The sequence below is a fragment of the Bacteroidia bacterium genome (genome assembly GCA_040880525.1).
Lineage (GTDB): Bacteria > Bacteroidota > Bacteroidia > CAILMK01 > JBBDIG01 > JBBDIG01.
In genome coordinates this window covers 1-13915 of record JBBDIG010000038.1, presented here as the reverse complement: position 1 = coordinate 13915, position 13915 = coordinate 1, and the positions used below count along the sequence as shown (strand labels likewise).

Annotated in this window: 6 protein-coding genes; 2 read left to right on the top strand and 4 right to left on the bottom strand. The window is 46.0% G+C overall.

The features are described from left to right. Nucleotides 1-126 precede the first annotated feature (126 nt). The 4 genes from WD077_10995 to WD077_10980 form a co-directional block, all read right to left on the bottom strand. A complete protein-coding gene (locus WD077_10995; GenBank protein ID MEX0967755.1) occupies nucleotides 127-1563 on the bottom strand; it encodes a T9SS type A sorting domain-containing protein in 1437 nt (478 codons plus the stop codon). 151 nt (nucleotides 1564-1714) lie between these two features. Continuing rightward, entirely contained in the window at nucleotides 1715-2221 is a 507-nt protein-coding gene (locus tag WD077_10990; protein MEX0967754.1) for a gliding motility-associated C-terminal domain-containing protein, read from the bottom strand. Nucleotides 2222-2550: 329 nt separating this feature from the next. Continuing rightward, a complete protein-coding gene (gene menD, locus WD077_10985) occupies nucleotides 2551-4263 on the bottom strand; it encodes a 2-succinyl-5-enolpyruvyl-6-hydroxy-3-cyclohexene-1-carboxylic-acid synthase (GenBank protein MEX0967753.1) in 1713 nt (570 codons plus the stop codon). Beyond that, a complete protein-coding gene (locus tag WD077_10980) occupies nucleotides 4253-5410 on the bottom strand; it encodes a chorismate-binding protein (GenBank protein ID MEX0967752.1) in 1158 nt (385 codons plus the stop codon). The genes menD and WD077_10980 overlap by 11 nt, the downstream gene beginning before the upstream one ends. 66 nt (nucleotides 5411-5476) lie before the next feature. Here WD077_10980 and WD077_10975 point away from each other — a divergent pair, with 66 nt between their 5' ends. Together WD077_10975 and WD077_10970 are read left to right on the top strand one after the other, a co-directional pair. Continuing rightward, nucleotides 5477-7609 carry an elongation factor G gene (locus WD077_10975; GenBank protein ID MEX0967751.1) on the top strand — a complete coding sequence of 711 codons (2133 nt, stop codon included), beginning with the start codon at nucleotides 5477-5479 and terminating at the stop codon, nucleotides 7607-7609. Between the two features lie 320 nt (nucleotides 7610-7929). Continuing rightward, the coding region (locus WD077_10970; GenBank protein ID MEX0967750.1) for an SBBP repeat-containing protein at nucleotides 7930-13915 on the top strand (5986 nt) is incomplete at its 3' end.

The following is a 13915-nucleotide window of genomic DNA, read 5'->3' as shown; positions in this document are numbered from 1 at the left end:
TGGCCCTGCCTTCCGGTTCAGGCAGCCGATATATTTTGCCCGGCTCATTTTCCACTATCGCTTAGTAAAAATAAAAGCTCCTGTACCAAACCGGCCAGGAGCTTTTATTATAAGAGAAAAATGCAATTACCGGTTGATCAGCAATTTTTCCTGCCGTACCTCTGAATCAGATTCTATTTTCAGCAAATAGGCACCGGGCGCTAACCTTCCCAAGTCTATTGTAACAGAAGCACCTGCCGGCTGTAATGAAAGAATTGTGGTTCGTCCGGTCAGATCTGTAGCGGAAACAATGGTTCGGGAATCAGATCCAATGCCTTCAATGGTAAGGTGCTGATTGGCCGGATTCGGGTAAAACCTGAAAGAAGGTCCAAAACTCTGAGCGATGCCTGTACCGAGGGGTATGAATACGCTGTCAATATTGCTTGGCAGGCTAAGTCCTGCATCATTATAAGCTTCCAAAGCATAGTAGTAAGTAGTATCCTGCTCCAGGCCGGTCTCAGTGTAATTAGTAACGTTGGCAGCTACCGTATCTACAACGTCCCAGAAACCCAGTGTATCAAAGGTTCGGTAAATTACTGTTCCGTACTCATTTGATGCATTATCGGTCCAGGTAAGATCCGCAGCGTCACTCCCGGCTACCACAACCTGTAGGTTGGTGGGCGAAGCGGGAGGCATGGGTGGCACAGCGTTGTGGCAATAAGACCGGAACCGGATATGCCAGCTCCCGGCATTCCATTCATAGGTTTTACTAGATTGCTCCTTCATCTGGCTGTCAAGGAAAACAGAATCCTTCCTGGAATTTTTCCAGTTTCCATTTTGCCATTCTGCTGCTATGTTTGTCCTGTAGCCTGTCCCATAAGAATTTGTGGTACGCCTGTAGTTGCTCCACGTACTTGAAACCGTGTTCCATGATTCGTCCGTTTTTGTGAGCATCCGGCCCTGTCCGTCATGCGTATAGGTGGAGCGCATCGCTGCCTCCCAGCTTGTCCCGAAGTAGTTTTCCTGCAGGCTTGAAACCAACACTCCATTTCCATCATACGTAAACTTGTCGCGGTAGCTTAGCTCCCAGGCATTATTAAGATAGAATTCATAGACGATTTCAGTCATATTTCCACTTCCATCATACGAGTATGTGGCCCTTGTACTGTTTACGAACTGGCCGCTGAAGAAATCCTTGGTTTTCAACACTTCTGTCTCCAGCTTTCCATTTGAGTAAGTATAGGTTGTTTTGGAGAAGAGCGAAGGAGTTCCGCCCTGGCTTGCATAATATTCCAGCTCGTCCACCAGGCCATTGCTGTTGCGGCTGGCCCGGTATTCCGTGGTCAGCACACCATGATCATCATAGAACCGGATGCTCTGAAACCGGCCGCTCCCGTCAGGTGTAAATGCGATGTAAGAGGCGGGATTCCAGGTGCTGCCCCCGGTATACTCCTCATAGATAATTGAATCGCAGGCATAAAAGGCCGGTTCATTAAACCGGTCTACAAAACTGCCTTGCGCGGATAAGGAACCGGCAAGAAACATCGCAGCAGAAAACAGGGTCAGATGTAAGTGTTTTTTCATAATTTGGATTGAATAAATTACTTTAAAAGTTTAAGAATCATGTGCAAACAGATGTCGGGAATCTATTAGAAAAACAGCCATCTGTTTCATTCATATCGCCAAACAGATTGAGGGATACATTTAGTTTCAAACTTCTCAGTAATATACAAATTTATTCACAGCTAATATTAGAAGCTACCGGATCCTGTGTTGGAAACGTGAATCCTTCCAACACCAGATACTGGTCTCCGAAAACACATTTCCCGGAATTGTTGATGCAGTAGTCCTCGCCAGCCTCCACAAGGCTAAGGACATTTCCTTCAAAAGAAAGGCTTTGCCCCTTCTCTGTGGTTACTTCTATTTCATAATTGAATACACCATCGTTCCTTTCGCCATCTATGGCACCGCCCCAGTAGGCATGGTAGTCGTTGGTTTCATATATACTTTTTTTCCCATCCAAAATGGTAAGCTTAAAGGAACTGATCCCGCTGCCGTAAACCTGAAGGTCGTCATTGATGCCGTCATCATTTGGAGTAAAAATATTAGGCATGGCCAGGTAGCCTCCGTCAAAAGTCGTATGCACCGGTCCGTCAGAGCAACCTTGTTTTTTAATCTTGCCTTTTTTACATCCGGCTATTAAACAAACTGAAAGGATAAAGAAAACAAAAATTTTGTTCATGATTCTTAATATTTGATAGTTTTGAAAAAATTGCCGCGCAAAGATATATAAAATGAATAGACAGATGCATTGACTAATTTCCTTCTTTGTAAACCTCTGACAACGATGATCATAAATTTTAATATGTCAGCAGAAGCGCATCCTGTCATTTTATTATGGTACATTTTCAATTGGAAATTTGAAAACAGGCCGTGGTAAGAAATTATTTTTTAAATATTTTAATTTAATTGTTATAATAAAATGTTATGAACTGAAAAAATGAAAATGTTTAAACATTAAAAAATTCAAAATTCCAGGTTTAATTCTAAAAAACAATTGACTCATTTACTTTAATTATTATTATTCACATTTAAATTATCAAAATATTTTTGTAAGAATTTTCCGCCTTCTCCGTCAGGCAGCATTATTTCCAGCAAACTTGCTTTTTCAGATTCTAAATAAAATTTCTCAAGAGCCGTGACTAAGCCACTTCTCTCGCTTGCGGAAGTATAATCCAATCTATGCTGCTTAGCCGTGAGTTCACAATTCAGTTCCTGCCCTGCTGCAAAAAAAGGCTCCAGTTCAGTCTGCATGGCCGGGCCGGAGATATTGCGAAAAATACCTCCGCCATTATTATTCAGCACAATGATGCGGAGGTTGCCGGGAATATGGCGGTGCCATAAGCCATTACGATCATAGAAAAAACTGAGGTCACCCACAAGGAGCGTGACCGTTGCGGCTGTATTGAGGGCATTTCCTAAGGCAGTACTAACGCATCCATCTATTCCGCTTGTTCCCCTGTTAGAGAAAACAGTGATCCTGCGCTGTCCGAGTTGAGGCAGGCCAACTAAATTTACCAGACGTACCGGCAAACTATTCCCCAGATGCAGGAAACTATTTTCCGGCAGGTTTTTACAAAGAATATGAGCTGCCACCAGGTCATTCCATTCAGAAGCTTTTAAGGCAGCCTGGGCTCTACCGGCTATTTCATCTTCTGCCTTAATCCACCGGTTTTTGAATGCAGAAATATTCTCATCTTGAATCTGCAATTCCCGAAACAGTGCAGCAGGCGAAGCAGAAATCACTTTGGTCAGGCTTTGAAAAGTATCGGGCATTGCACCGGCAGCATCTATATGGATGTGCTGTTGCGGTCGGTGATCCCGGAAAAATTGCTTCAGATTTTTGCTTACCACCGGTCCGCCCAGCGTCAACAAGAGATCAGGTGCAAATTCGCGCGTTGGCTTCTTACTGCTGAGAAAGAGATCGCTATGCAGCATCGCCTGTTTCGTCAGAAGATTGGCGGCAACATCCGGTACAAAAACCACCTTGTGATGCGCAGCTAGTTTTTCAACTCCCTCAGTCAATTGGCTAGAAGGCGGCAACAGCCCCGCCACTACCATAACACTTTCTGCTTCCGCCAGTGCCGCCTTTAAATATTCCACCTGCCCGGTTGCCGCTGATTCATTATGATTCACGGTAAATACTTTCGGCAAACCGGCATGAGACGGCAGTGGCTCTGAAAGATAGAGCGGTTCGCGCATTGGCACGTTCAGATGTACCGGTCCTTTTGGTCTTCCTGAAGCAAAGTTCCATGCTTCAGAGATAAGCCGTAATGCATACCACTCCGCATCGTCATGCGTGAGGTCGGTCGGAATTTCCAGGCTTTTCAGGACATGCGGAGCAAAAAGCTGCTGCTGGTAAATTGCCTGGTTGTCTGCCTGGCCCAGCCATTCCTGCGGGCGGTCAGCCGTAATGCAAATGAGCGGTTGCCGCTGGAAAAAAGCTTCAGTTATGGCAGGGGCATAATTCAAAGCTGCCGTACCGGAAGTGGAAACCATTGCTACCGGACACTGCGATTGCTGCGCCAGCCCAAGCGCAATAAAGGCCGCAGACCGCTCATCCGGCACCACATAGCATTGAATATTTTCGTTCCGCAAAAAACTAAGGGAAATAGGTGCGCATCGTGAACCTGGCGAAAGCACGGCATACTTAAGTCCAAGCTGAGTAAAAGCCAGCACCGCCTGCTGCCAGAATTGGTAAGTCCGGATCGTATTATTGTTCATATTGCTGAAGTGCCTTTTTCATTGTTTCCATTTTTGCAACGGTCTCTTCCCATTCCTTCTCCGGTTCTGAACCATCAATTATACCTACCCCGGCATAAAGCCATGCCTCATGTTGCAAGACCTGCATGGTACGCAGATTTACATAAAACATTGCCCGGTTTTCCTCCGTTACGGGTCCCCAGAATCCGCCATACAGCTCCCGGTCATATCCTTCATTTTGGCGGATGTATTCATTTGCTTCAAAGGCAGGAGTACCACAGATAGCCGGTGTAGGATGCAGTGCCTCCAATAGCTGCCGCCAGTTCTCTGTGGTTTCGGAAGTAATGCGGCTGCGCAAATGAAGAATGTTGCCTGCCTGCACGATCTCGGCAAGCGTGGCCTTGCCGGTTACTTTTTGCGCTTCCATTTTTTCAAGTATAAAATCCAGCACCATTTGCTGTTCCTTTCTTTCCTTGTCCGTAAAAGTATCGGCACCAGCCACCGGTTTGGTTCCGGCCATCGCCATTGTTTCAAGCCCTTGTTGCTCCACCCTGAGCAACAATTCCGGGCTGGCGCCAATCCAGGTCCCGTATTCCGGCAGGCTTATCAGCGCCACAAAAGCATCAGGGTGGCGTTTGATTAGTTGCAGAAAAAGTTTCCAGGGATCAAATCCGGGAGGCAGCGGCCACCGCTCGGTTCGCGACAGCACTACTTTTATTATACCTTCATTGCGAAAATCCGAAAGGGCTTTTCCCACGAGTTCTTGAAATTGCGCTGCACCGGCTTCAAGGCCATTACTTTCTTTATGATAAAATGAAAACCGGGTAGAATACGAATGAAGATCATCTGCATTTAAATACAAATGATGATGGGGCTGAATAAGGGAGACATTTCCTTTGGCCTCAAAAGGTGCTACAACAAATCCTTTAAAGCCCATTGTGTTGATGGTAATGCGTTCTACTCGCCCGGACATAAGTTGCAATCCTTCGTCTCCGGGTGCAGACCATGCAGCAAAACCCTGATCTGCGTGGGGAATATTGACGTCATTCATGGAAAAACTTTGGGACCATAGCTGGTTTTCAACTCCCGGCAAAATTAGAACTACTGCCGGAAGTTGCTGAATGGAAAATGTGGGAATGCACAGAAGAAGGTTCCGGAAGTTTGTCAATGTCGCAATCTTTTATAAATTGTCTCCCCCAATTTCATTTAAAATTTGAATTAAAACAACACAATTATGAAAGTCTATCAAACCCATGAGATCAAGAATATTGTGCTGCTTGGTGCGCCCAAATCAGGCAAAAGCACGCTTGCCGAGACCATGCTATTTGAAGGTGGCGTGAGCAAACGCAGGGGCACAATCGAAGATGGCAACACGCTTTCAGATTATCATGAAATTGAAAAGGAGAGGAAGAATTCCATATTTTCTTCAGTGCTGCATACGGAATGGCGCGGACAGAAGATCAACATCATTGATACACCGGGATTTGACGATTTCATAGGAGATATAGTATCCGGCCTGCGGGTAGCAGATACGGGAGTAATGGTACTGAATGCAGCACAGGGTGTGGAGGTTGGAACAGACATCCTCTGGCACCATGCTGAACGATATAACCTTCCCATAATTTTTGCCATAAACCAGATGGATCATGAAAAGGCTGATTTTGAGACTACGCTGGAGCAGGCCAGAACTCATTACGGAAGTAAAGTAGTGGCCATGCAGTATCCTTATAATAGTGGTAATGGCTTTGATTCCATCATTGACCTGCTGAAAATGACCATGTATAAGTTCAGGCAGGATGGCGGAAAGCCTGAAAAACTGGACATTCCGGAAGAGGAGCGGGAAAAGGCAAACGAACTGCACAACACCCTGGTAGAAGCAGCCGCTGAGAATGATGACAAACTGCTGGAACTGTATTTCGAGAAAGGCGAGTTGAATGAGGACGAAATGCGGGCTGGGCTCAAAGCCGGAATCATCAACCGGCAGGTTTTCCCGGTATTTTGCATGAGCGCAAAAAACAACATGGGCAGCGGCCGGATGATGGGATTTATTGATAATGTGGCTCCCAATGCAGCAGAAATGCCCGCTCCAAAAACCGTAGACGACCAGGAAATTGAATGCGGCACAAGTGGCCCCGGTACGCTCTTTATTTTTAAAACAGCTATTGAAAGCCACAGCGGAACCGTCAGCTATTTTAAGGTGGTGTGCGGAGACGTAAAGCCAGGAGATGAATTTGTGAATCCTCGTACGTCAAATTCAGAAAAGATCAACCAACTGTTCGTGATGGATGGCAAAAACCGTAACCCGGTAGACAAGCTGATGGCGGGCGATATTGGTGCTACCGTAAAGTTAAAAGAAGCACGGACTAATGATACGCTAACCCAAAAAGGAAAGGACATACAGTTGAAACCAATACAGTTTCCTACGCCACGGATGCGAACCGCAATTGAAGCGAAAGACAAGAACATGGAGGAAAAAATGGCTGAGGCCCTGCACAACATTCAGATAGAGGATCCGACACTTATCGTGGATTATTCAAGCGAACTGAGACAAACCATTCTGAATGCCCAGGGAGAACTCCACCTGGCCATAACGCGCTGGCGGCTGGAAAATGAGCATAAAATTGAGATCGAATTTATACGCCCCAGAATCCCCTACCGCGAAACGATCCAGAAACGGACGGAATCGCATTATCGCCACAAAAAGCAAAGCGGAGGTGCGGGCCAGTTTGCTGAGGTCAATATGTTTATAATGCCTTATGAAGAAGGCATGGAAGATCCGGCAGGCCATCCCATCAGGGGCAGGGAAGAGCATGAATTACCCTGGGGCGGAAAGCTGGTATTTTACAACTGCATTGTAGGTGGGGTAATTGACAATCGTTTCCTGCCTTCTATCGTAAAAGGCATCATGGAAAAAATGCAGCAAGGTCCGCTCACCGGCTCTTATGTGCGCGATATTGTAGTGGGCGTATATGACGGAAAAATGCACGCAGTGGATTCTAATGATATGGCATTTAAAATTGCCGGGATGCAGGCGTTCAGGGCAGCATTTCACCAGGCTGACCCCAAGCTGCTGGAGCCTGTTTACGATGTAGAGGTATTGGCTCCGGAAGATGTAACCGGTGAGATCATGACAGACTTGCAAGGTCGCAGGGCCATCATCATGGGCATAGATTCAGAAGGAAGTTATCAAAAAATTAAAGCAAAAGTTCCGCTTGCTGAATTGTATAAATACTCTACCTCTCTGCGCTCGCTCTCGCAGGGCCGCGCCAGCCATTCCCGTAAATTTGCGGAATACAGCCCGGTACCGGCTGACCTTCAGCAAAAGCTGACGCTGGAATATAAGGACGAGGAAGCCGTGGGCGTATAATAGCGCTTACAATATTTTGATCAATAGCCCCCCGGTTTCAACCGGGGGTATAAAAAAATGCCCGTCCACAACCGTTTCAACGGTTTATTGTAACGCAAGGCTTCCGCCTGGCAAAATAAATCGCGCCAACTGGAAAGTAGCCGTTTCGGAAACCGCACTTTTACCCCCGTCTTTCGGAATTGGATTTTCTTCCATTGCCAGGCTTCAACAAAGGGTATGGGGAGTGCGGAAAAAATGAAAGTTTCTCAGAATGAAATCTTTTTGAGAAATTTGATGTAGTTAGATTAGACGAACTTGTTTCTTTTACTCAATTGCTGCTCATGCCATTTTTTTTCAAACTTCTGTGTTTCTTTTCGCTTTCGCTGGTCTTAGCGGGTTCTTTGGGTGCAGCGGCACAAGGTTTTCAAGGAACCTCCTCCCTTGGCTTTATCCAAAACCAAGGACAGCTTACCGACACTGATGGCAGGCCCACCCCTGACATCCTGTTCCAGGCCAACCTGAATGACCAAACCATATACCTGCGCAAAACAGGCATCAGCTACGTGCTCTCGCATTACGAGGAAATGGCTTCACAGGAAGCAAACCGGGATAACATTTACAAAGACGAGGATGACAACCCAAAAGTGAAAATGCAACTCCACCGGGTAGATGTGGACTTTTTGGGTGCAAATCCCGGATCGGTTGTGTATGGCGAAGATTTGGCTGGGCCATATTTCAATTATTATTATCCCCACTGCCCGGATGGCATCGAGCAGGTACCTTCCTTTAAAAAGATTATTTATAAGGGCCTATATCCACACGTTGACCTGGTGTTTTATTTTTCAGAAGAAGACGGTGCCCAGGGATTGAAATATGATTTTATCGTTCATCCCGGTGGTGACATCAGAAAGATCAGGATGAAATATACCGGTGCAGAAAATATTTTTATTGATGATGCTGGGAGGTTGAATGCCTTGACCACGCTCGGAAGCATCGTTGAGCACTCTCCTGTGGCCTATCAAGGTAAAAATCAGGTGGAATGCCTGTTTAAATTGGCTGGGGAGGTCCTGATATTCAAGGTCGGGGATTTTGATCCCGATTCACCATTGACCATTGACCCATTTGTAAGGATATGGGCTACTTTTATAGGCGGGTCGAGCTCGGAGAATGGGGCAGGGGTGGTATCCGATTCCATGGGCAATGCATTTGTTACTGGATCCACACAAAGTATTGATTTTCCTTCAACAACTGGTGCATTTCAGACCTCAAAAATATTTGGTCCTGATAGGGATGGATTCATTACCAGGTTTGACAGCTCAGGCAGTTTATTATGGTCTACATATTATGGGGCAACCGATAATACACAATTTTTAGATATTGATATTTATAATTCTTCTGAATTATATATCTGTGGCTATGCAGGGAATGGCTTCCCTACTTTAAACGCTTTTCAAGGATCAAATCCAGGTCTGAGGAGCGGGGTATTGCTGAAATTTACAGCCAATGGCACCCGTTTATGGGCTACCTACCTGGGAGGTAGCGGATATGATCACCTTTATAGTTTAGTCGTAGGGAATTCGGGCGATGTATATGTTACAGGTCAAACAACCAGTCCTAATTTTCCAATATCTACTGGGGCTTTTAGGGACAGCATAACTGGGACTGGTGATGGCATTGCATTCAAGTTCAGTAATAATGGTAGTCGGTTATGGTCTACTTATTTAGGTGGAGGGCTTGCCAATGATTTAGACGTAGGAATGGAAGATGATATTTATATAACAGGTTCAACTCAGAATAGGAGTAGTTTTCCTGTTACAACAAATGCATACCAACCATCCTTAATGGGAACACAAAATGCTTTTGTAATTATTTTGGATAGCTCGGGTGCCCAACGCTATGGCTCGTTTTTAGGAAATTATTCAACCAGTTTGTTACCGCATATTTCCGTCAACGAGAATGGGGAATATTTTCATGCTGGCAGTTACCGTAATGATTCTTTCCCGGTTTCTCAAAATGGGTTATTGCGTACCCCTGGAAATAATAATTCTAATCTATATGTTATTAAATTTTCAACTTCTCATACCTTTTTATGGGGTAGTTATTTTGGGTTGGGCCTATTTTGGGATCTAAAGGCCAAAGGAGGAAAGGTGGTGGCTACCGGGGTAGTTAACACACTCACATTTCCGGTCACTAAGCATTCGTTCCAAACTAATTTATCTGCATCCAGTTCAGCATTTATTCTTGAACTGGATTATAGCGGCAACCGGCATTATGCAAGTTATTATTCTGGTGCCTATTACGGCACTTATGGGTATGGGATTGATTACAATCCTCTTATGAAAAGCCTATATCTTACTGGGAGTACACGGGATGATTTCCCGGTTACATCAGGTGCTTTTCAAACGGTGATGCAGGGAGGAACTACTGATGCTTTCCTGGTAAAGTTCACAGAATGTTTTTTCCCGACAGAAATTGATGCAGATACCACCACCATTTTTTGCCGGGGCGATAGTGTGCAACTGAAAGCAGATACAGGCCACAGCGTTTATTACTGGTCCAACTTCGATACGGTACAGCAAACCTGGGTGCATGAAGAAGGCAATTATTGGGTACGGATTACGGACTCAAGTGGCTGTGCTGCTTTTGATACGGTGAATATTAAAATTACCCCGGATGAGTTTTATAATTCCCCCCAAAGTTTCCATACAACCGTAGATTCCACATCTTCTTCGGAGGGCAAGGTTCTGCTCACCTGGCCTCCCGATTCATTGGAAAATAACTTTGTTTCGCACTACCGGCTTTATTACCGCCACCACGATAGCACTAGTTTTTTAGTACTGGCTGACAGCATTCCATTTACGCAGTCCACGTTTCTTCATGAAAATATCAATACAGCTAATAAAAAACATTTCTATTATTTAGAGCGCCTCTTAGCCTGTGGCGAAGTATCAGATTCTGCCACTGTTTATTCCCCGGTTAGCCTCACCTTCAACATAGGCCAGCTTATCCACGACCTAACTTGGACACCCTACCAAGGCCGCAGCACCACGCATTATATCATACAGGAATTGCGGGGAAACAATTGGATAAATATTGATACCGTTCCGGGCACCGATACGACATGGACAAAAATGCCTGCGCCCTGCAATTATGCAGTCACTTATCGAATAAAGGCAGAAAGCGATTCGGTTTATTTTTCTTATTCCAACACCGCTACCAACCAGGCGCTTGATACGATTCCGGCCGATGCGCCTCTGCTTGGGTTTGCCACGCTCATTGATAGCAATGTTGTAAAGCTGGACTTTTCCGGGGCCGATTCGCTGGATATTTATGCTTATGACATCAGGCGAATGCAGCATGATACCACGGTTTCTGCCGGGCAAATTCCGTTTACCGCGCCTGGCGGTTCCTTTGTTTTTTATGATACTTTAAGCAGCTTTAACGGACCGCTTTGTTACGCGGTTTTTTCCCTCGATTCCTGCCTCAATGAAACCTCGTCCGATACTTTTTGCATTATTATTTTAACCGGTGAGGGCGGGCAATCAGCCAATTATCTCAACTGGCATCCTTACCGCGGGCTGCCAATTTCCGGTTACGTTCTCCAAAAGTCAGATGGCACCGGCTGGACAAGCCTCGCCACGCCCGTTGACACCTTTTTTACCGACACCCCAATTACCTGCGAAGTGAGCAGCGATTACCGTGTATTCGCGATTTCGGGCAGCGACACCTCGTTTTCTAACACCATTACGCTCACCCCCTTAGACACCATTCCGCCTGTAGCGCCCGTTTTAAAATCTGCTTCGGTATTATTAAACCAAACAATTGAATTAAACTGGTTTGCTTCTAAAACCAAAAACCCACATAGTTTTGAAATATGGAAAGATGACGGCAGCGGGTTTGTGTTATTAAATTCCACAACCGATTCTTTTTATGTGGATAATAATGTTAATCCTAAAATTCAAACGTATAGTTATTACATAATCCAAACGGACACGTGCAGCAGCGTGATGCAGTCAGCGCCCTCGGATACGGACCGGACAATGAACGCGGAAGCCACCACCGGAGCCTGTGTGCCGCTGATAAACGTTAGCTGGAATGCCTACGCAGACCTGCCGCAGGGCGTGGATGCATACAGAATTTGGAAAATGGACACGGGCGGTTTTTCTCCAATCGAAACCATTAATTCAAATTTTAATAATTATACTGATAGCAATGTTTTAATTAATACAAATTATTGTTTTAGGATAGAAGCGCTGGACACGCAAAGCGGGTTTTCGGCATTTTCAGATACGGTTTGCATTGCGCCCTGGGTATATCCGGAGCCGGATACGGCCACGATGGTGCGCGCCACGGTGGAGCGGACGGATGACATTTCGGGCGATATTTTGGTGGAATGGGAGCGGGCAAATGTGGCCGATACTTTTGTGCGCGGATATTTCCTTTATCACGGAACGTTCAGTGCTGCCGGGCCTTTCACGCTGCTGGACGATGTTACGGACCTGAACCAAACTAATTATTTGCACCAGGGAATTGACACGCGCTCCACACGCCATTATTATAAAATAGTGGTGTACAACGTGTGCGTGGCCGAGGGCGAAAACCGCGAAACGCACCGCCCCATTAATTTAGAGTTTAATAACCGAAATTTAAATGCGGAGATTTATTGGTCTTATTATGAAGGCTTTCCGATACAGCAATACGAGCTGAGGCGCAGCATTGACGGGCAACCTTACCAGACTTTGGCGGTATTTGGCCCCACCGATTCTTCGTTTATTGATTCCACTTTGCGCTGCGGCCATGACTATGCCTGGCAGCTTTTCGGGCACAATTACAACTATAATTTAATTACCGCGTCCGATTCGGTTTGGGGCACCGCCTTCGATACCATTCCGCCCGCAGCCCCGCAGTTGCAGGTGGCCTCCGTCAGCGGCCCGGATGCCGTTGATGTGCAATTTATCCCCGTTTTAGAAAACAATAGAAAGGGTTATTATTTATATCAAAACGTAAACGGAACCGGTTTTTTAAAAACAGATTCATTGTTTAATAATATTGATCCGGTTTTAAATTTTAATAAAACAGGACTTGCTCCTTCACAAAATAATTACAGCTATTATATTACAACAATGGACAGTTGCGGAAATGAAAGCTCGCCCTCTGACACGCACACGGTGGTGCGACTACAGGCCACCGCACAGAATGCTGCAAATAACATTGCCTGGAACCATTATTCAGGTTTTGAAAATTGGAACTATGAATTGCAAAGAAAAACCACCGGAAACTGGGATGTTTTACAATTACTAAATTCAAATGAAAGTACATTTATTGACAGCAATATAATTTGCGATACACTTTATTTTTATCGCATTTTAACATTAAATAATGACACAGCATTAATCAGTTATTCAAATGAAGATACTGTCCGTGCCTATGAAGACAATTTGCCTGAAGCGCCAGGATTGGCAAGGGTTACAGTAGAACCCACGGGCGAAGTTTTAATTGAGTTTAACGCCTCGGTTTCGGCAGATGCCGCTTCTTATATTGTTTGGCGAAAAGGCGCAGGTTCGTGGCAAATCATTGCTTCGGGAATTACAAATTTGAATTATGCTGATTTGACGGCAATGACCACAGATTCCAGCTACGAATACCGGCTGCAAACGCTTGACAGTTGCGGCAATGCCAGTGCATTTTCGCAAATTCACCGCACCATTTTGCTCACGGCCACACCCGCCAACGAGCGCATCGAACTGGCCTGGAATGCCTACCAGGGCTGGCCGGTGGCCGTTTACCGCATCTTCCGCGATGGAGCACTTTTCGATTCCACCACCGCGCAAACCTACACCGACAGCGGCCTCACCTGCACCTCGCTGCACACCTACCGCATCGAGGCCGTGGCGGATTCAACGGTAGCGCTGGTTTCATCATCGAATGACGCCACCGAACGTGCGCTCGATAGCCGCTCTCCCGCAGCGCCCGCGCTGGTTTCGGCTTCTGTTGATCAGCCCAACGAAACGGTGGAGCTTCTATGGCAACCGTCACCCGCAACGGATGTGGCGCAATACCAAATCTGGCAAAAACCGATGGGAATCACTGATCCCACGCTGACAGCCACGCTTCCTGCCGATGAATTCAGCTTAATCATTCCACTGCCAGGCACCAACCAGCGCTGGTGCTTCCTCGTCACCGCCCAGGACTCTTGCGGCAACAACAGCCCGCTTTCCAACCCCGGCTGCATCATCATGCCCGAAGTCACTGCCGCAGACGGCCAGAACCTCCTCCAGTGGCAGGATTACGAGCAATGGCCCGCCACCGGCCACTTCGAGATTTACC